This window comes from Tistrella arctica (assembly GCF_039630945.1).
GTDB lineage: Bacteria > Pseudomonadota > Alphaproteobacteria > Tistrellales > Tistrellaceae > Tistrella > Tistrella bauzanensis.
In genome coordinates this window covers 420,343-438,858 of sequence record NZ_JBBKTV010000004.1, presented here as the reverse complement: position 1 = coordinate 438,858, position 18,516 = coordinate 420,343, and the positions used below count along the sequence as shown (strand labels likewise).

16 protein-coding genes and 1 pseudogene are annotated in these 18,516 nt (G+C 69.0%); 7 read left to right on the top strand and 10 right to left on the bottom strand.

Annotated features, from left to right (window positions below):
• Positions 1-25 precede the first annotated feature (25 nt).
• The gene (locus WG924_RS11465; RefSeq protein WP_345933159.1) at positions 26-1,633 is read right to left on the bottom strand and encodes an AMP-binding protein; all 1,608 of its coding nucleotides are present in this window, start codon (positions 1,631-1,633) and stop codon (positions 26-28) included.
• A 205-nt stretch (positions 1,634-1,838) separates the two neighbouring features.
• On the opposite strand from WG924_RS11465, the gene WG924_RS11460 reads away from it, so the two are divergent.
• The 5 genes from WG924_RS11460 to WG924_RS11440 all read left to right on the top strand — a co-directional run bounded on the left by WG924_RS11460 (position 1,839) and on the right by WG924_RS11440 (position 6,714).
• On the top strand, positions 1,839-3,056 hold the full coding sequence (locus tag WG924_RS11460) for an ABC transporter substrate-binding protein (protein WP_345933157.1): 1,218 nt from the start codon (positions 1,839-1,841) through the stop codon (positions 3,054-3,056).
• A 100-nt stretch (positions 3,057-3,156) separates the two neighbouring features.
• The gene (locus tag WG924_RS11455) at positions 3,157-3,966 is read left to right on the top strand and encodes an ABC transporter ATP-binding protein (protein ID WP_345933156.1); all 810 of its coding nucleotides are present in this window, start codon (positions 3,157-3,159) and stop codon (positions 3,964-3,966) included.
• Complete coding sequence (locus tag WG924_RS11450; RefSeq protein ID WP_345933155.1) at positions 3,966-4,679, top strand: ABC transporter ATP-binding protein; 714 nt, start codon at positions 3,966-3,968, stop codon at positions 4,677-4,679. The genes WG924_RS11455 and WG924_RS11450 overlap by 1 nt, the downstream gene beginning before the upstream one ends.
• Positions 4,680-4,693: 14 nt before the next feature.
• Positions 4,694-5,563, top strand: a complete 870-nt coding sequence (locus WG924_RS11445) for a branched-chain amino acid ABC transporter permease (protein ID WP_345933154.1) — start codon at positions 4,694-4,696, stop codon at positions 5,561-5,563.
• A 98-nt stretch (positions 5,564-5,661) separates the two neighbouring features.
• Entirely contained in the window at positions 5,662-6,714 is a 1,053-nt protein-coding gene (locus tag WG924_RS11440) for a branched-chain amino acid ABC transporter permease (RefSeq protein WP_345933153.1), read from the top strand.
• Here WG924_RS11440 and WG924_RS11435 read toward each other — a convergent pair.
• The 9 genes and pseudogenes from WG924_RS11435 to WG924_RS11395 all read right to left on the bottom strand — a co-directional run.
• A pseudogene (locus WG924_RS11435) lies at positions 6,707-7,522 on the bottom strand (acetyl-CoA hydrolase/transferase C-terminal domain-containing protein); the annotation flags it as partial. The gene WG924_RS11440 and the pseudogene WG924_RS11435 overlap by 8 nt on opposite strands.
• Before the next feature lie 343 nt (positions 7,523-7,865).
• Complete coding sequence (kce, locus tag WG924_RS11430) at positions 7,866-8,789, bottom strand: 3,5-dioxohexanoate:acetyl-CoA acetone transferase (RefSeq protein ID WP_345933152.1); 924 nt, start codon at positions 8,787-8,789, stop codon at positions 7,866-7,868.
• Positions 8,790-8,800: 11 nt separating this feature from the next.
• Positions 8,801-9,721, bottom strand: coding sequence for an HpcH/HpaI aldolase/citrate lyase family protein (locus WG924_RS11425; protein WP_345933151.1), 921 nt, complete (start codon positions 9,719-9,721; stop codon positions 8,801-8,803).
• The gene (locus tag WG924_RS11420; RefSeq protein ID WP_345933150.1) at positions 9,718-10,203 is read right to left on the bottom strand and encodes a MaoC family dehydratase; all 486 of its coding nucleotides are present in this window, start codon (positions 10,201-10,203) and stop codon (positions 9,718-9,720) included. The genes WG924_RS11425 and WG924_RS11420 overlap by 4 nt, the downstream gene beginning before the upstream one ends.
• Positions 10,204-10,370: 167 nt before the next feature.
• Complete coding sequence (locus WG924_RS11415) at positions 10,371-10,703, bottom strand: DUF2934 domain-containing protein (protein ID WP_345933149.1); 333 nt, start codon at positions 10,701-10,703, stop codon at positions 10,371-10,373.
• A 44-nt stretch (positions 10,704-10,747) separates the two neighbouring features.
• On the bottom strand, positions 10,748-12,064 hold the full coding sequence (locus WG924_RS11410) for an aminotransferase class III-fold pyridoxal phosphate-dependent enzyme (RefSeq protein ID WP_345933148.1): 1,317 nt from the start codon (positions 12,062-12,064) through the stop codon (positions 10,748-10,750).
• 17 nt (positions 12,065-12,081) lie between these two features.
• On the bottom strand, positions 12,082-14,181 hold the full coding sequence (locus WG924_RS11405; protein WP_345933147.1) for an ABC transporter permease: 2,100 nt from the start codon (positions 14,179-14,181) through the stop codon (positions 12,082-12,084).
• Positions 14,174-15,331: an ABC transporter ATP-binding protein gene (locus WG924_RS11400; protein WP_345933146.1), complete on the bottom strand. Its 1,158-nt coding sequence runs from the start codon at positions 15,329-15,331 to the stop codon at positions 14,174-14,176. The genes WG924_RS11405 and WG924_RS11400 overlap by 8 nt, the downstream gene beginning before the upstream one ends.
• Positions 15,332-15,387: 56 nt before the next feature.
• The gene (locus WG924_RS11395; RefSeq protein ID WP_345933145.1) at positions 15,388-16,359 is read right to left on the bottom strand and encodes an extracellular solute-binding protein; all 972 of its coding nucleotides are present in this window, start codon (positions 16,357-16,359) and stop codon (positions 15,388-15,390) included.
• 167 nt (positions 16,360-16,526) lie between these two features.
• Between WG924_RS11395 and pdxR the strand changes: the two genes are divergently transcribed.
• Both pdxR and WG924_RS11385 read left to right on the top strand, forming a co-directional pair.
• Positions 16,527-18,050, top strand: a complete 1,524-nt coding sequence (gene pdxR / locus WG924_RS11390) for a MocR-like pyridoxine biosynthesis transcription factor PdxR (protein WP_345933144.1) — start codon at positions 16,527-16,529, stop codon at positions 18,048-18,050.
• A 79-nt stretch (positions 18,051-18,129) separates the two neighbouring features.
• Entirely contained in the window at positions 18,130-18,510 is a 381-nt protein-coding gene (locus WG924_RS11385) for a hypothetical protein (RefSeq protein WP_345933143.1), read from the top strand.
• Positions 18,511-18,516 lie beyond the last annotated feature (6 nt).

Below are 18,516 nucleotides of genomic sequence, written 5' to 3'. Positions count from 1 at the left end.
GATTACTATATAACCGCGCCAAGCCTCACACGACCAGCCCGGCGCCCTCCGGCCAGTACCGGCGGCGCAGCTCGGCGCGGAGGATCTTGCCGGCCTCGCTGCGCGGCAGGGCATCCACGAAGTCGATCACGCGCGGACATTTCACCGGATTGAGCCGCTCACGACAGAAGGCCACCAGCGCGCGCGCAAGGTCTTCGCCGCCGACGGCCGGAAGACGGCACACGACCACCGCCCTGACCGCCTCGCCGAAATCCGGATCGGGCACGCCCAGCACGGCGACATCGGCCACCGCCGGATGATCGGCCAGCACCATCTCGACCTCGCGCGGGTAGATGTTGACCCCGCCCGAGATGATCAGGTTCGACTGCCGGTCGGTGAGATAGAGATAACCCTCGCCGTCGACATAGCCCACATCCCCCAGGGTGTGCCATCCCCTCGGATGACGGCTGGCGGCGGTCTTCGCCGCCTCGCCGTGATACTCGAAGCCCTTGCCACTCGACATGTAGATCAGGCCCGGCGTCCCGACCGGGCATTCCTCGCCCTGGTCGTCGACGATGTGCAGCTCCGTCCCCGCCGATGGCCGGCCCACCGACCCCGGATGGGTGAGCCATTCGGACGAGGTAATGACGGTGGTTCCAACCGATTCCGTCCCGCCATACATCTCGTGGAGGATCGGCCCGAACCAGTCGATCATCCGCCGCTTGGTCGCGATGGAGATCGGCGCCGCCAGATGGATCACCACGCGCAGGCTGTCCAGCACCGCCGCCGCCCTCACCGCGTCGGGCAGGGCCAGCATGCGCACGAACATGGTGGGAACGAACAGGCCATGGGTGACCTGATGGCGGCCGATCGTCTGAAGCACCGCCCCGGCATCGAACTTTCGGAACACGATGACGGTGCCGCCGGCGCGCTGGGCATGCATCATGAACCTGAGCGGACCGGTATGGTAGAGCGGCCCCGGATTGAGGAAGACCATGTCCTCGCCAAAGCCGTAGGTCTCGACCATCTGCCGATGGCGCGGCGGCGCGACATGGGGCGACACCTGCTGGAGCGGATGCCGTATGCCCTTCGGCCGCCCGGTGGTGCCGGACGAATAGAGCATCGACGCGCCGCGCGGCCGGCCCTCAACCGGCTGATCATCCTGCCCCGCGACGGCGGCCTCATATGACGCGAAGCCCGGCGCCTGACCATCGATCATGAACGCGCGCAGCCCGGAAATCCCCTGGATGGCGGCGGCGGCCGTGTCCGCGACGGCGGCCGAGGCGATGAACACCCGGGCGCCGCAATTGGTCAGCACATAGCGCAGATCGTCGACACCCGATTGCCGGGCGATGCAGACGTAATAGAGGCCGGCCGCCTTCGCCGCCCAGACCAGCTCGCAATAGCGGACGTGGTTCTCAAGGCAGAAGGCCACGCAATCGCCCGGATTCAACCCCAGCCCCACAAACAGATTGGCGAGCCGGTTCGCCCGGCGGGTCATGTCGCCATAGCTCAGGATCTCGCCGGTATCCGCCACAATCACCGCCGGCCGGTCCGGCCGCTCCCGCGCATGATGCCAGGGGCTGGCGACGATCTCCCCCGACAGGGGCGGCCGGGATGGCGGCTGTGATCGGGCGATGGGTGATGGCGCCATCATATCCTCCCTGGCTGTGGCGGGCCGTGCCGCTTTCCGGCTTCGGTTCATGGATAATTATATAGCATATCATATGCAAGCAAATAAAAGTGCACTCGGCCGTTGCGCTGGTCTCATGCATATCATACTGTTAAAAACGATAAGCTTGCGTACTTAATGCGGCGCAGACCGTGCCCGCGAGCACCAACGGGGAGGACCAAGGCAGATGAAGAGAAGATTGGCGCCATTGGCGGCCATGGCGGTCATGTCGTGCATCGGGTTCGGCCCGGCGGCGGGTTCGGCGGCGTCCCACAGCCCCGGGGCAGACGACGACGAGATCCTGATCGGCATGACGGTGCCGCTCAGCGGGCCCGCCTCGGCCTATGGGATCGCCTGCGCCGCGACCCAGGCCTTCTTCGCGAAGGTGAACCATGATGGCGGCGTCAACGGCCGCGCGCTGACACTACTGTGCGAGGATGACGGCTTCTCGCCACCACGGACGATCGAACAGACCCGCAAGCTGGTCGAGCAGGACAACGTCCTGTTCCTGTACAACGCCCTCGGCACCTCGGCGAACACGGCCGTGCGGCCCTATCTGGCGGCCAGGAAGGTGCCACAGGTGCTGATCAATTCCGGCGCGTCGAAATGGCTGGTGCCGGCCGAGAACCCCTGGGTCACCACCGGCCTGCCGCAGAACCGGACCGAGGCGGTGATCTTCGCCCGCCACATCCTTGAGACCATGCCCGACGCCAAGGTGGGCCTGCTTCAGCAGGCCGATGATTACGGCAAGGATTATGTCGCGGGCCTGCGCGAGGGCTTCGGCGACACGGCGGACGACCATATCGTCGCGATCGAGACCTTCGACCTGGCCTATCCGACCGTCGACACGCAGATCCTGAACCTGAAGGCGCGCGGCGTCGACGTCGTGATCGTCGCGGCCCTGGCCAAGCATGCGGCGCAGGCCATCCGCAAGATCGGCGACCTTCAATGGCATCCCACGGTGTATCTCGGCTGGGCGTCGACGAGCATCGACTATGTGCTCAAGCCCGCTGGCCTCGACAACGCGGAGGGTGTGATCAGCACCGCGATCGCCAAACATCCCGACGATCCGCGCTGGAAGGATGACGCGGACATGGCGCGCTATCTCGACTTCATGAAGACCTGGTTCCCGTCGGGGGAGGTCGCGAGCCTGTCAAATGTGCTCGCCTATGCGACCAACGAGGTTCTGGTCGAGATTCTGCGGCGTGCCGGCGACGACCTGACCCGCACGAACATCCGGGACATCGCCCGCGACATCGACGTCCAGCCCGGCATGTACATCGATGGCGTGCGCTATACGGTGACGCCACAGGATCTGGACCCCATCAAGACCTTCCAGATGATCCGCTTCGACGGCGAACGCTGGCAGAGCTTCGGCGCGCCGATCTCCTCGACGGCACGCTGACACCACGGCGCCCGCGCGCGCCGCGCCGCCGGCGCTCGGCCTATGGACATCAGCGCCGTCGGCGCATGACGCACGGCGCGTGACGCATGGAGGACCGGCCTTGCCGCATGCCCCCGCCACACACCCCGCCCCCGCCGCCACCCCCACGGTCATTCTCGATATCCGCGATCTGGTCGTCAGGTTCGGCGGCATCCTGGCGCTGGATTCCGTCGGCTTCACCGCCGAGGCCGGCCGGATCCTGGGGCTGATCGGCCCCAACGGCGCCGGCAAGACCACAGTGTTCAACTGCCTGAGCCGGCTGTGCCGGCCCAATGCCGGCGATATCCTGTTCCGGGGGAAACCGCTGTCGGGCCTGCGGCGTCACCGCATCGCCGGGGCCGGCATCGGCCGCACCTTCCAGAACGTGTCGCTGTTCGATCATCTCGACGTGCGCGACAACATCCTGGTCGGCGGCCATGTGCTGGGCCGCGCGGGCTTTCTTGCGCACACGCTGCGCCTTGGCCGGGTGGCGCGGGAAGAAGCGGAGCTCCATGACCGCGCCTCCGAGATGATCGCGTTCATGGGACTCGCCGGCCTCGACAATCGCCGGGTGGCGGACCTGCCCTTCCCGGTCCGCAAACGGGTGGAACTCGCGCGCGCGCTGATGTCCAGGCCGCATCTGCTGCTGCTGGACGAACCGGCGGCCGGCCTCAACCATGAAGAGGTCGAGGTGCTGAAGGACCAGATCCGCGCCATCCGCGACCGGTTGGGGACGGCCATCCTGCTGGTCGAACATCACATGAACCTGGTCATGTCGGTATCCGACAAGGTGGTCGCGATGAATTTCGGCCGCAAGGTCGCCGAGGGTCTGCCCTCCGAGATCGCACAGGATCCCGAGGTGATCCGCACCTATCTGGGGATGGGCGGCTGATGACCATCCTTCTCGACGTCAAGAACCTGCAAGCCTTCTATGGCGGCACCCAGGCGCTGTTCGGCATCGACCTGACCGTCACGGCCGGTGGCATCACCACGATCATCGGCGCCAACGGCGCCGGCAAGACCACCACATTGCGGGCGATCTGCGGAACGATCCGGACCACGGGAGACATTGTTCTGAGCGGGGCAAGGGTCGACCGGCTCGCGACCGAGGACCGGGTCCGTCGCGGGATCGGCCATGTTCCGGACGGTCGCGGCACCTTCATCGACCTCAGCGTCGACGAGAACCTCCGCCTCGGCGCGTGGACAAGGCGGGATGCGCCCGGGATCGCCCGCGATCTCGACCGCGTCTTCGGCTATTTCCCGCGTCTGGCCGAGCGTCGCCGGCAGATGGCCGGCACGCTCAGCGGTGGCGAACAGCAGATGCTGGCCATTTCGCGCGCCCTCATGGGCGCCCCGCGGCTGCTGCTGCTCGACGAGCCCTCGTTCGGCCTGGCCCCGCTGGTGGTCGCCGAGATCTTCACGATCATGCGCCGGATCAACGCCGAGGACGGTATCGCGATCCTGCTGGTCGAGCAGAACGCCGCCCTGGCGCTCGGCCTCGCCGATACCGCGGTGCTGCTCGAAAACGGCCGCGTGGCCCTGTCGGGACCGGCCGCGATGCTGCGGAACGATGATGGCATCCGCCGTGCCTATCTGGGGAACTGAAGGATACCCTGCCCATGGACCTCTTCCTCCAGCAGACGCTCGCGGGCATTTCGAACGGCGCCATCTATGCGGCGCTGGCCCTTGCCCTGGTGATGATCTTCAACACGACCGGCCACATCAATTTCGCCCAGGGCGAAATGGCCCTGCTCGGCACCTATGTCGCCTGGACGCTGCTCGCGATCGGACTGCCCTATTGGGCCGTGTTCCCGATCACCATGGTGGCCGCCTTCGTCTTCGGCGTCGCGGTCGACAGGCTGGTGATCCGACGTTTCCGCAACGCGCCGCATCTGGCGCTGGTCGTGGTGTTCGTGGGCCTGCTGCTGGCCTTCAATGCCAGCGCGGGCTGGATCTGGGGGTACACGATCAAGGAATTCCCCAGCCCCGTGGGCGGCATGTCCACGGGCAGCGCCCTGATCGGGGCGCATGACCTGTTCGTCATCCTGGTGTCGTTCGCCCTTCTGGGGGTGTTGTTCGTCTTCTTCCGCTTCACATTACTCGGTCTCGCCATGCGGGCCGCGGCCCGCAATCCCGCATCGGCCCGGCTGATCGGCATCAGGGTGGAGCGCATGCTCGCCCTCGGCTGGGGGCTCGCCGGCATCCTTGGCACCGTCGCGGGACTGCTCATCGCCCCGGTCACCTATCTTGAACCGGGCATGATGATGAGCGTGCTGCTCTATGCCTTCGCGGCGGCCATGCTCGGCGGGCTGAACAGCCCCGCCGGCGCGGTCGCGGGCGGCCTGCTGTTCGGCGTGCTCGAAAATCTGGCCGGCACCTATGTGATCGGCAACGACCTGAAGCTGAGCTTCGCCCTGGCGGTCGTCGTCACCGTGCTGGTCATCCGTCCGAACGGGCTGTTCGGACGGCCGGGCGTCAAACGGGTCTGACGCCCGGCCGGTCTCAACGCCCCCGAGTCACCTGTCGCCGCGTCGCGTCTTTCGGGCCGCCCTCCCCGGCCGCATCATTCCTTGGGAAAATCATCACGATGCCCGCATCCACCGCCTCGTTCCGCCTGCTCGCCGCCGCGGTCCTCGCGGGCCTGCTGCTGCCCTGGTGCCTGAGCGGCTTCCAGGTCTTTCAGGCAACCCAGATCCTGATCTACGCGGTCGCGATCCTGGGGCTCAATCTGCTCACCGGCTATAGCGGTCAGATCTCCCTCGGCCATGGCGCCTTCTATGCCATCGGCGCCTATGGCACGGCGATCCTGATGGTTCATGGTGGCTGGTCCTGGTGGTCGGCCGTGCCCGCCGCCGCCGCCCTGGCCTTCCTGGCGGGTCTGGCCCTGGGCCTGCCGGCCCTGCGCCTGGAGGGTCACTATCTGGCGCTCGCCACCTTCGCCCTTGCCATAGCCATCCCCCAATTGCTGAAGCATGACGCGCTGGCAGACTGGACCGGCGGCGTGGCCGGCCTCTATGTCACCCGTCCCGAGGTGCCGGGCTGGCTGCCGCTGGATGCCGACCGCTGGATCTATCACATCGCCCTCGCGGTCGCCGTGATCGCGTTCGTGACCACACACAACCTGCTCTCCGGCCGGATCGGCCGGGCGCTGACCGCCATCCGCGACAACCCGCTGGCCGCCGAGGCCATGGGGATCGATCTGCATGTCTACAAATGCCTCACCTTCGGGATCAGCGCCCTGTTGACCGGGCTTGCCGGCGGTGTCAGCGCGCTTGCCATCGAATTCGTGGCGCCAGAGAGCTTCCCGATCTACCTGTCGGTCTTCCTGCTGGTCGGGCTGGTCGTCGGCGGCGTCGGAACGGTGCCCGGCGCGGTATTGGGCGCCGCCTTCATCGTTCTCGCCCCCAATCTGGCAACCCAGGTGTCGACCGCGGCGACCGGGGTGGTCTTCGGCGTCTTCGTGGTGGTGTTCATGTACGCGCTGCCCGCCGGCTCCTGGGGGCTGATCACCCGGGGCTGGCACCATCTCGGACGATGGGCAGGGCGTGGCGACGCCAATCCTCCCACCCCGTCGCCAGTGCCGGCCGGAAAGCCGGCGCGGCGGCGGCGATCAGGGCCTCGGCGCGGCGATCATGGGTGAGCCCGCGCAGATCCGCGATGCCGTGATCCGTCACCACCACGTCGATGTCGAAACGCCCGAGCGAGACCGGCCCCTGCCCGGCCCCCGGCGGCACGATCCGGCTGATGCCGCCGCCGGCCGCCGTCGCCGGCAGCACGACCACGCGCAATCCGCCACCGGCCCCGGCACCCTGGGCGAAATCCACCGCCCCGCCCGGCCCCGAGATGAAGCCGCCCACACGCATCTCGGCATATCCCTGCCCGAACAGATCGACCTCGTTGACGGCGTTGACGGTCACCAGCCCCTCGATCCCGGCCAGCACGGCCGGCGCATGGGTGTATGACACCGGCCGGAACCGGATGGCGGGATCGCCCGTCAGGTCATAGAGCCGGCGCGTGCCGATCGCCACGCCGGCGGTGACCGACACGCCCGGCCGCAGGGCGCCCGCCTCCAGCAGATCGACCACCGCGTCGCCGATCAGCCCCGAATGGATGGCGAGCCCGCGATGGCCGCGAAGCCCGGCGAGCGCCCCTTCGGGCGTGCGGCCAAGGCCGACCTGAAGGGTGGCGCCGTCGGGCACCAGACCGGCCAGCCGGCGGGCGATCGCGCGGGTGGCGTCGTCGCCGCCGGGGCTGGCGACGGGAAGCTCCTGATCGTCCTCGATCGCCAGCGTGAGGTCTGAAAGCGGAATGCCGGCGGTGCCATGGCTGCGCGGCAGGCGGGGGTTGATCACCCCGATCCGGATGGGAATCCGTGCCCAGAGATCCGGCAGAAAATCGCAGACCGGCCCGAAACTGCAGATGCCGTGATCATCGGGCGGCGCGACCATGAAACAGGCGGCATCGATCGTCAGCCGCCGCAGATGATCCGACACGGCGCCATAGCAGAGCGGCAGAAACCTGGCCGCCGGACCTGCCGCCTCAAGGTCCGGCGTGGTGAAGAAGCCGTGCAGCCGCCGCCCGCCGCCGAGCAGGCGGGCGGCGGGGTTGAGGCCGGGGACGAAGATGCCGGTGAAGGTGGTGCCGGCAAGCCGGTCGCCGGCCGAGGCGATCGCCGCCTCCACCGCCGATGACCAGGCCGAACATCCCTGCACCCAGACCAGCCCGCCCCGTGGCAGATGGTCGGGCAACCCACCGGGGGCAAGCATTCGTGGCATGTCTGAGGTTCCGGACTTAGAAGGCGACGCCGCCGGCGCCCTTGGTCCGCAGCATCGCCCGGGCCTCGTCTGGGGTCGCCACCTCCAGCGACAGTTCGTCGAGGATGCGACGGATCTTCGCCACCTGCTCGGCATTCGATGTGGCGAGCCGGCCCTTCGAGATATAGAGGCTGTCCTCCAGCCCGACCCGGACATTCGCGCCCAGGATCGCGCCCATGGTGACGAACGGCATCTGGTGGCGGCCGGCGGCCAGCACCGACAGGCGGTAATCGGCCCCGAACAGGCGATCGGCGGTGGATTTCATGTGCATCAGATTGGCATGATCGGCGCCGATGCCGCCCAGAATGCCGAAGATCGCCTGAACGAAGAAGGGCGGCTTCACCAGGCCCCGATCGACGAAATGGGCCAGATTGTAGAGATGGCCGACGTCATAGCACTCATATTCGAACCGGGTGCCGAGCGCGCCCAGATCGCGCAGGCCGCGTTCGATCTGGGCGAAGGTGTTCGACAGGATGAAGTCGCGGGTCATCTCCAGATAGGGCCGCTCCCAGTCGTGGCGGAAGGCCGGGACACGCGCGGCGGCGCCTGAAATATCGAAATTCAGCGACCCCATGTTGAGCGAGGCGATTTCCGGTGCCGCCCATTTCGCCGGCGCCAGCCGCTCGTCCAGGCTCATGCCCAGCCCGCCACCGGTGGTGATGTTGATGATGGCATCGCAGCGGTCGCGGATGGCGGGCAGGAAGGCCGCGAACAGCGCCGGATCCTGTGACGGCCGGCCGTCGGCGGGGTTGCGGGCATGCAGGTGCAGAACCGCCGCCCCGGCCTCGGCGGCCGCCACCGCCTGATCGGCGATCTCGTGCGCCGTCACCGGCAGGTGGGGCGACATGCTGGGGGTGTGGATCGAGCCGGTGACCGCGCAGCTGATGATGATCTTGTCCATGAATGCCATCCTCACTTGGAACCGAGGCCCGAACGCTCGTCGGCGGCGCGCCGGATGATGGCCTCGTGGCGGGCCAGCACCCGTTCGGCCTGACGCAGATGCGGAATGTCGAGCATGCGGCCGTCGAGCCCGACGGTGCCCAGACCGGGAGACACGGCGAAGGCCTCGACAATACGACGGGCATGGTCGACGGCGTCATCCGTGGGCGCGAACCCGGCATTGATCACCGGCACCTGGGATGGATGGATGGCGATGCGGCCGTCGAAGCCTTCCGCCGCCGCCGCACGGCAGCTCGCGAGCAGACCGTCCGGGTCGCGGAAATCGGTATAGAGGGTCTCGATCGCCATCACCCCCGCCGCCCTGGCGGCCAGAAGCGTGGCACTGCGCGCCATGCGATAGGTGAAGGCCCAGCCGCCGGCGGGGTCGAGATTGGTCGAGGCGCCAAGCGCGGTGCTCAGATCCTCGGCCCCCCAGGTCAGACCGGCGAGCCGGGGAAGCGGCTGGCGGGCATAGTCGCCAAGGGCAAAGGGCGCCGCCGGCGTCTCGGTCGCGACCGGCAGGATCGGTGTCGACCCGGCCGGCAGGCCCGCGGCCGCCTCGAAGGCATCCAGCCAGTGCGAGAGCCGGACGACGTCTGCCGGGCCATTGACCTTGGGGACGACCACCCCGTCCGGCGCGCCGGCCATGACCGCGGTCAGATCGGCGAGGGCGGCGTCATCGAGGGGGTTGATCCGGACCCAGAGCTGCCGGTGGCGCCCGGCGCGCGGCCGCGCCGTCAGGAAATCCCGCAGCAGATCCCGGGCGACCGCCTTGCGGCCGGGCGCCACGGCGTCTTCCAGATCCAGGATCAAGGCGTCGGCAGCGCTGTCGTCGGATCTGGCGAGCTTGCGTTCACTATCGGCGGGCACGAACAACCACGAGCGGAGCGTCATGATGCCGCCCGCACGTTTCCTTTGTCCGCCTCAGGTCGTTTGAGCTGAAGCCCCGATCGCTTGCAGCTCGCCACCAGATCTCCGTGCTGGTTATAGGCGCGATGCAGGAAGGTCACGATACCGGCATCCGGTCGCGAACGGCTGTCGCGGAGCCCGATGATCTCCGTCTCGACCCGAAGCGTATCTCCGTGGAACACGGGCTTGGGAAAGCGCACCTCATCCCAGCCAAGATTGGCAATGGCGGTGCCAAGCGTCGTGTCCCCCACTGAAATACCCACCATGAGGCCAAGGGTAAATGCCGAGTTCACCAGCCGCGCGCCAAACTCGGTCTGGGTTCTGCAATAGTCTTCATCCAGATGAAGACGGGCGGGATTGTGTGTGAGCGCCGAGAAGAACACGTGATCCGCTTCTGTCACGGTTCGTCTTATATCGTGACGGAACGTCGCGCCCAGTTTCATCTCGTCGTAATACAATCCTGGCATTGGCCCTCTTTCCTCTATCTGGCGTCAGCTTTATGTATGTCAGCATATAATATGCTAGCATTCTAAAACTTCAAGGGTCCGAAGGCTCCATGACGCGGGAGGCAGGCGCCGGTGGCGTCGCCGTCATCCCCTGGCTGGTCGCCCGGTATCTGCACCCGGCGGCGGCATCACCGCCCGGCATCATCCTCTGGCGGGACCGGGCGGGGGCTGGTGCGGCGGTTGCCCTGGTCGGTCATGGTGGGGAAATCGCCCTGATTTTCCACCGCCTCCAGCGGTTCGACCGGATCGTTGCGGATGCGGTCGGTCTCCGATCCGGGCCGGATGGTGGCGAGCGACTGGTTTTCCTCGATCGCGACCAGCTCGGCGGCCCGGCCGCGATAGTCTTCTTCCCGGCCGGGGATGGCGCCCTCGTCGCGCCACAATTGCTGCATGTGGTCGCGGATGCGGCGCGCGCGTTCGGCATCGGTGAAGCCGCCGCGGGGATGGGAGGGGCTTGGCATGGTGGCACTCCATGTGGCTTTAAGGCGCTGGCGCCGGTGTGCGGTCAATCGCCAGGCCGCGCCACGGGTTCCATAACCGGCAGCGCCACGGGTTCCATAACCGGCAGCGCCACGGGTTCCATAACCGGCAGCGCCACGGGTTCCACAGCCGGCAGCGCCTGGGCCAGAACCGCCACCACCCGGTCGATATCCGACGCGGTCACGATCAGCGGCAGCGACAGCGACAGCCGCCCGGCGCGGTCGGCGGTGAGGTTCAGCCCCAGCGCATAGCAGCGCCGTTCCACCGCCAGCGGATCCTGATCGGCCCGCAGCCACAGCGCCGCCAGCAGCCCCGCCACCCGCGCACCGCGCAAAGCGCCCCCCGCCGCCGCCAGCCGGTCGAGCCCGGCCGCCAGCCGCGCGCCCAGTTCCGCCGCTCGCGCCACCAGATCGCCATCGGCCAGCACGTCGAGCGTGGCCAGACCGGCCGTGGCCAGCATCGGGTTCTTCTCATGCGTCACATGGCCGATCGCCAGATGGCCGGCGCGGTCCAGATCCTCGCGCGCGATCACCGCCGCCAGCGGCATCACCGCCCCGCCCAGCGCCTTGCCAAGCACGGTGATATCGGGCGTCACATCGAAATGCTGCGACGCGAACCAGCGGCCGGTCTTGCCAAGACCTGTCGGGATTTCATCGAAGATCAGCAGGCTGCCATGGTCGCGCGCCAGCCGCGCCACCGCCGGCCAGAACCAGGGCGGCGGCAGGCCGGGCGCCGAATGCACCGGTTCGGCCAGCAGCGCCGCCGGCGGCGGGGCGCTGGCGAAGGCCGCGACCAGTGCCTGATACGACACCCGCGCCGCCGCATCGGCATCGCTCAGCCCGTCGGCGGGCCAATAGGCCGGCACATGGCGGCAGCCGGACAGGCGCGGCATCGGCGCCGCCTCGGCGAACCGGCCGCCGACCGACAGCGCCCCCAGCCCCGCGCCATGCCAGGCACCGGCAAAGGCGATGCTGCCCTGGCGGCCGGTGGCGACATAGGCAAGCTTCAGCGCGATTTCGATCGCGTCGCTGCCGCTGGGCGCGAACAGCACCCGCGCCGGCCCGTATGGCCACAGGCCCGCCAGCCGTTCGGCCAGCGCCACCGCCGGCGCATTGGTGAAGCGGCGCGGCGCGAAGGGCAGCGTGGCAAGCTGGCGGGTCAGCGCATCGACCAGCCGGGGATGGCGATAGCCGATATGGTGGCAGCCATTGCCATGGCCATCCAGCACCCGGTGGCCATCGCCATCGGTCAGCCACGGCCCCTCGGCCGCCACCACGGCGCGCGCCACCGGCGTCGAGCCGCGCTGATGCAGGAAGGCCGCCGCATCGCGCGCGACCAGCATGGCCGGCTCCGGCCCGGTCATGCCGCACCCATGGCGGCGGCGGGGTTCGTGCCGGCAGCCCTGGCGGGCAGGCGGCCGCGCTCCACCAGCCGGATCGCGGCCATGACGGTGAAAACGATGATCAGAATGGCGACACTCATCGCACAGGCGGCTCCGTAATAGGTGCCCTCGGCGGCATTGAGGATGGCGACCGCCGCCAGATCGATGTCCGGCCCTTGCAGGAAGACCACGGCCGAGACGGTCGACAACCCGTCGACGAAGACATAGAGCGCCCCCAGGATCGCCGCATGGCGCATCACCGGCAGCACGACATGGCGGATGCGCTGCACCGGGCTGGCGCCGAGGGCGGCCGCCGCCTCGTCGATCGACCGGTCGATGCGCCTGAGCAGGGCGCGGCCCGCCAGCACGCCCACGAACATGTTGCCGAACAGGATGTTGAGCACCAGCACCGCATGGGTGCCGTTCAACGACAGCGCCCTGATCCCGAACGGCGCGTTGAAGGCGGTGAGATAGCCGATGCCGAACACCACCCCCGGCAGGATCGCCGGCAGCAGGATGATCAGCGCCATGCATTCGGTGAGGGTGGAGCGGTGGCGTTCGGCCAGATAGGCCGCGATCACCGCCAGCAGGCCGCCCAGCGGCGCCGCGATGCCGGCGACCACAAGGCTGGTCCAGACCGGCGTGACCCCAACCACCGACGACACGAAACCGGGCACCGCCTCCACTGCCGTGAAATGATGCGGTGTCAGCCCCCAGTCGCGCCCCCAGACCTTCACGAAGGCGCCGGCGATGATGGTGGCATAGATCACGCCGGTGGCGGCGATGACCGACCAGACCAGCAGGCTGAACCCGCGCCGCAAGGCCGGCGGCGGCGCCATCGCGGCCTGCCGGTTGCCGCCGCCATCGCCGCCGCCGAAGCCTGATGTGAAGCGCCGCCGGCCGCCGATCCGGTTCAGGGCAAGCGCGATCGCCAGCGCCGGCACGATCAGCCAGACCGCGATCGCCGCGGCGAAGGCGGTGTTGTGGAAGCCGATCATCTCGTCATACAACACGCCCGCCAGCACCGGCAGATCGCGGCCGATCACCATCGGGTTGCCGAAATCGGTCATCGACAGGATGAAGACCAGGGTCGCCGCCCGCACGATGCCGGGCTGCGCCATCGGCAGGGTGACATGGCGGAAGCGCTGCCAGGGCGACGCCCCGGCGCTGGCCGCCGCCTCGTCCAGCCGCCCGTCGGGGCGGGTGAACAGGTTGTCGAACACGATGAACGCCGCCGGCAGGAAGCTGAGCACCTGGGCGACCAGCACCCCGCCCAGGCCATAGAGATTGTCATGCGCGGCATCGGTCCAGCCGAGCGTGCGGTCGAGCAGGTCGTGGGTGACCACGCCATTGCGGCCGAACAGCAGCACCGCCGCCGTCGCCACCACCACCGGCGGCGACACCAGCGGCACCAGCAGGCCGAACCGGGCGAGGCCGGCGCCGACCACCAGCCCGCGGCTGATGCCGAAGGCCGCCAGAAAGGCGAGCATGGTGGTGATGACGGTCGTGGTGGTGGCCAGCAGCAACGCGTTCAGCCCGGCGGCCCGCAGCCGGTGTTCGCGGGCGACCCGGCTGTAATGATCGATGCCGATGGTGGTGGTCTGGCCGCTGCGCAGGGCCTCACGCATGGCGGGCGCCAGGGCCTCGCCCGCCAGATGCACCAGCACCGCGCGCTTGTGCAGCATGGCCACCGCCAGTGGCAGGTCGCCGGTCACCCGCGCCCGCAGGTCCGGGGCGAGCCCGGCCAGCGCCTGCTCCGCCGCCGGGATCTGGCGGTCGAAGGCGGCCGTCCGGTCCCAGGGCACCTCCAGCCCGTTCAACGTGAAGGCGGCGGCGATCGCCTCCATCCGCGGGCGCGGCGCGGCCTCTGCCGCCCAGCGCGCCCGCAGGGTGGTGCCGCGGTCGTCGGGCAATGCCGCCAGCGCCGCACGGGTCATGTCGGCCAGCCGGGCCGTCGACAGCGGCACCGGCACCTGAACGCTGCGGATCAGCATGCTGCCGATCGGCCAGGCGATGAACAGCACCACCAGGGCCAGCATTACAACCAGAAGGATGCGATCGGACGCTGATTTATGCATCGGCGAGCATCCGGCCGGTGATGCCGCCGGCCGCGACCGGATGGGGCAGCGCCTCCGGCGGCGGTGGCGACGCGTCGTCGGCGGGCAGCACGCGGGCGAAGGCCGGGTCGATGCCGATCCGGAACCGGCTGCCACGCGCGGCCATGGTGCCGCCCGCTATAGACCACGCGCGGGTCGCGATATCGGCGGTGACCGTGCCGCCGGCGTCGATCCGCAGGGTCAGCCGCACCACCGGCCCCAGAAAGGCACTGGCCTCGACCGTGCCGGCAAGGCCCTCGCCCGGCACCGCGTGGTCCATCGGCGTCAGTGTGGTGTGTTCCGGCCGCCAGACCAGCAGACCGGCGCCGCCACGGGCCGCCGTCATATCGTCCACCGCGACGGTCATGCGCCCGACGCGGACGGCCGCGCCGGCGGCATCGATCGTGCAGGGCAGCAGATTGGCGGTGCCGACGAAGCCGGCGACGAAGCTGTGGGCCGGGCGCAGATAGACCGCCTGGGGCGTGCCCGATTGCAGGATACGGCCGTGGCGCATCACCACCACGGTGTCGGAAATCGCCAGCGCCTCTTCCTGATCATGGGTGACATAGACCGTGGTGATGCCCAGGCTGTCGACGATGCGGCGGATTTCGGCGCGCAGATGCACCCGGATGCCGGCATCCAGCGCCGAGAGCGGTTCATCCAGCAACAGCACCGGCGGTTCCGGCGCCAGCGCCCGTGCCAGCGCCACCCGCTGCTGCTGGCCGCCCGACAATTCATGCGGAAACCGGTCTTCCAGCCCGGTCAGCCGGACCATGGCCGCCAGATCGGCGACCCGCCGGTCGATGGCGCGGCGGCTGTCGCCGCGCAGCATCAGCGCGAAGCCGATGTTCTGGGCCACGGTCTTGGTGGGGAACAGGGCATAGCTCTGGAACACGAAACCCAGCCCGCGACGATGCGGCGGCAGACCGGCGATGTCGCGGCCATCCAGCAGCACCTGGCCCCGATCGGCGGCGACGAAACCGGCGGCGATGCGCAGCAGCGTGGTCTTGCCGCAGCCGCTGGGGCCGATCAGGGAACAGAAGCCGCCCGATGGCACGGTAAGGTCCACACCGTCCAGCGCCATGGTGGCGCCGAAGCGGCGGGTGATGCCACGAAGATCGAGCACGGCCATCAGGGGGCTCCGTCCGGTTCGGGTGATGCGGAAGACCGGTGATGCAGAAGGCCCGATCAGTTCTCGTAGCGCTTGGCCCAGGCCTGCTTGAACCCGTCCTGGTCGATCGGCCGGCGGGTCTTCCACAGATGCACCTGATCCAGCGGCACATTGCCGAAGCCGGGTGCGGCGCCGATGCCGACATGGGGGGCGAGCGCGGTCATGCCGCCCCGACCGAACAGCCAGTCCATGAACACCTGGCCGTCCTGCGGGTTGGGGCCGCCCGCGACCAGACCGGCGCCTTCGATGATGTTCGGCGACATCCGGCCGATCACCAGTTTCACATCCGGGTTGGCCTGCACCTGCTGAAGAATGGCGGTGTCATAGCTGAGGCCGATGGCGTTCTCACCCGCGCTGACCTGCCGTGCGGCGGCGCTGCCGCTGGAATTGTACTGGACGACGTTCTGATGCAGGTTGTCGATGAAGTTCCAGCCGAACATGTCGTCCATGGCGGTGAAGATGGTGAAGCCGGTGCCGGATTTGGTCGGCGCGGCCACGGTCACCTGATCCTTATAGTCGGGGCGAATCAGATCGACCCAGTCGGTCGGCTCGGGCAGGCCCTTTTCCGTCAGCACGCGGGTGTTGACCGCCATCGCCATGATCGTGGCGTTGTGGCCGTACCAGAAGCCGTCGGTGTCCTTGAAGGCATCGTCGATGATCATGCCGCGCGGGGTATAGGGGGCCAGCACGCCGTCCTGCTTCAGCTTCGCCAGGGCGAAATCATTGACCATCCAGATCACGTCGGCCTGCGGATTGCCCTTTTCGGCGATCGCCTTCTCGGTGATCGGGCCGGTCGACATGTTGACCGCCTTGACCGTGATGTCCGGATGGGCCGCCTGGAACGCCGCCATCACATCCTTCTCGATTTCCGGGTTCGAGGCGGTATAGAGCACCAGTTCCCCCGCCGCCGCCGGCCCGGTGGTGGCGGTGGCAAGCGCCAGAACGGCGGTCGCGGTGGCAAGAAGGGCCCTGATCGTCATGCGCTGCATCACTGTTCTCCCCGAGACGGTGGCCGGCCCGCTGGATCTGCATTGCGGCCGCTGACGCCTTGATACCCCGCGATCGATGATGGCTTGTTGACAGAGTGGGCGGAATTCGTGCCCATTTTCCCCAGATCCAAGGGCCCATTCCGGGCCGGCGCGGAAAGGGCGATGGTATGACGCGGCATTCCGGCGGTCCGGTGCTCGATTTCCTCGACATCGACCGCGACAGCCCGATACCGCTGTATCACCAGATCTATACCGAACTGCGCCGGGGCATCCTGTCGGGGCGGCTGGCCGCGGGCACCCGCCTGCCATCCACCCGCTCGATCGCGGCCGAGCTTGGCGTGTCGCGCCGCCCGTTGCGCGAAGCCTTCGACCATCTGACCGCCGAGGGCCTGCTGGACGCCCGCCAGGGCGCCGGAACCGTGGTGCGGGCGCGCGCCGATGGCCGGCTGCCGGCGGCAGCGGCGGCGACGACGCCGGCAGGCCCCGACGATCACGCGATGATCGCCCGCCTGCCGGCACGCGGCCGGGCGCTGACTGAGACCACAGGTTTCGACACCCGGTCGACCGGTGCCTTTTCCCCCACCCTGCCCGCGGCCGACCAGTTCCCGCGCGCGGTGTTCGCCCGGCTGGCGGCACGGCACTGGCGGATGGCCGCGCCGCATGACTTCCGCAAGGCGCCACCCGCCGGCCATGCCGGCCTGCGGGCGGCGCTGGCGGAATATCTGCGCACCGCCCGCGGCCTGGTCTGCACCGCCGATCAGGTGCTGATCACCGCCGGCGGCACCCATGCCATCGGCCTGCTGGCGCGGCTGCTGGCGGCCCCCGGCAGCCGCGCCTGGACCGAGAATCCCGGCTGGCCCACCGGACGCCAGACGCTCGCGGCCCATCAGGTGCAGCCGGTGCCCTTGCCGGTCGATGGCGAGGGGCTGGTGGTCGAGGCCGGCCGCCGCACGGCGCCGGATGCCGCTTTGGCGCTGGTCACGCCGTCGCGGCACTATCCGCTGGGCATGGCGATGTCGCTGGGCCGCCGGCTGGAACTGCTGGACTGGGCCCATGATCAGCGGTCGTGGATCGTGGAAGACGATTACGACAGCGAATTCCAGTACACCACCCGGGTGCTGCCGCCCCTGCAGAGCCTGGATCGCCACGGATCGGTGATCTATATGGGCTCGCTCAGCAAGGTGCTGACCCAGGCGCTGCGCATCGGCTATCTGGTGGTGCCGCAGGCGCTGGCCGGGCCACTGGGACGGGCGCTGGCCCACGAGAAGGTTGTGCCGACGGCCACCCAGGCGATGCTGGCCCGGCTGATCGAGACCGGCGAATTCGCCCGCCATGTCCGGCGGATGCGCCATCTGTACCGGCGCCGGCAACAGGCGCTGGTCGACGGTCTGGCCCGCCGCTTCGGCGACCGCCTGCCGATCGCCACCACCGATTCGGGCTTTCATCTGCTGGCAACCCTGCCCGACGACCCGGCCGGCTGGCCCGGCGGCGTGGCCCTGGACGAGGACGAGACCAGCCGGCGGCTGGCGGAACTGGACATCGCCGCCCCCACCCTTGGCAGCTATCTGCACCCCGGCGCCGACCGGCGTGCCTGCCGGCGCGTGCTGGTTCTGGGCTTCGCCACCCTGACCGACGACGAACTGGCGCGCGGGCTGGACGGGCTGGCCGCGGTCATCGGTGGCGCGGGCTGAAAGCCCGGCGCCACGGAACCCAACCGATGCTGCCGCGTTGACCAACAGTGCCCGGCACCTGTTGAGGAGACCGTTTCGCATGGCCAGACCCAAGCTGTCGACCGACCGGCCAACCGAGGTGACGGCCGATGAAGCCCCACTGATCGGCAGCGCCGAAGGTCGCGACCCGGATGCCCGCGACACCCGCGCGCCCGATGGCGGGCGGTTCGCCGGTGTCGCGCGCGATGACGCGCCGACCGCGCCCGACGACACCGATCACGACCCGGTCACCGGGGAAACCGACGGGCTGGACGCGACGGAGGAGAGCATCCGCCACAACGCCGAGGACGTGTTCGACGAGATCACCGACACCGGCGACCCCGACGATCCCGGATCGGACCTTGCGGATATCGAGGACGAGGACGAGCACGAGGACCGCTTTCCCGAAGGCTGGCCACCCGACCGGCGCGACACCGATTGATCCGCA

Coding starts and splice junctions, on each gene's coding strand:
- WG924_RS11445 (WP_345933154.1), top strand. CDS start 4,694: ATGGACCTCTTCCTCCAGCAGACGCTCGCGGGCATTTCGAACGGCGCC.
- WG924_RS11440 (WP_345933153.1), top strand. CDS start 5,662: ATGCCCGCATCCACCGCCTCGTTCCGCCTGCTCGCCGCCGCGGTCCTC.
- WG924_RS11395 (WP_345933145.1), bottom strand. CDS start 16,359: ATGCAGCGCATGACGATCAGGGCCCTTCTTGCCACCGCGACCGCCGTT.
- WG924_RS11420 (WP_345933150.1), bottom strand. CDS start 10,203: ATGCCAGGATTGTATTACGACGAGATGAAACTGGGCGCGACGTTCCGT.
- WG924_RS11465 (WP_345933159.1), bottom strand. CDS start 1,633: ATGGCGCCATCACCCATCGCCCGATCACAGCCGCCATCCCGGCCGCCC.
- WG924_RS11400 (WP_345933146.1), bottom strand. CDS start 15,331: ATGGCCGTGCTCGATCTTCGTGGCATCACCCGCCGCTTCGGCGCCACC.
- kce (WP_345933152.1), bottom strand. CDS start 8,789: ATGGACAAGATCATCATCAGCTGCGCGGTCACCGGCTCGATCCACACC.
- pdxR (WP_345933144.1), top strand. CDS start 16,527: ATGACGCGGCATTCCGGCGGTCCGGTGCTCGATTTCCTCGACATCGAC.
- WG924_RS11385 (WP_345933143.1), top strand. CDS start 18,130: ATGGCCAGACCCAAGCTGTCGACCGACCGGCCAACCGAGGTGACGGCC.
- WG924_RS11415 (WP_345933149.1), bottom strand. CDS start 10,703: ATGCCAAGCCCCTCCCATCCCCGCGGCGGCTTCACCGATGCCGAACGC.
- WG924_RS11405 (WP_345933147.1), bottom strand. CDS start 14,181: ATGCATAAATCAGCGTCCGATCGCATCCTTCTGGTTGTAATGCTGGCC.
- WG924_RS11425 (WP_345933151.1), bottom strand. CDS start 9,721: ATGACGCTCCGCTCGTGGTTGTTCGTGCCCGCCGATAGTGAACGCAAG.
- WG924_RS11450 (WP_345933155.1), top strand. CDS start 3,966: ATGACCATCCTTCTCGACGTCAAGAACCTGCAAGCCTTCTATGGCGGC.
- WG924_RS11410 (WP_345933148.1), bottom strand. CDS start 12,064: ATGCTGGTCGCGCGCGATGCGGCGGCCTTCCTGCATCAGCGCGGCTCG.
- WG924_RS11460 (WP_345933157.1), top strand. CDS start 1,839: ATGAAGAGAAGATTGGCGCCATTGGCGGCCATGGCGGTCATGTCGTGC.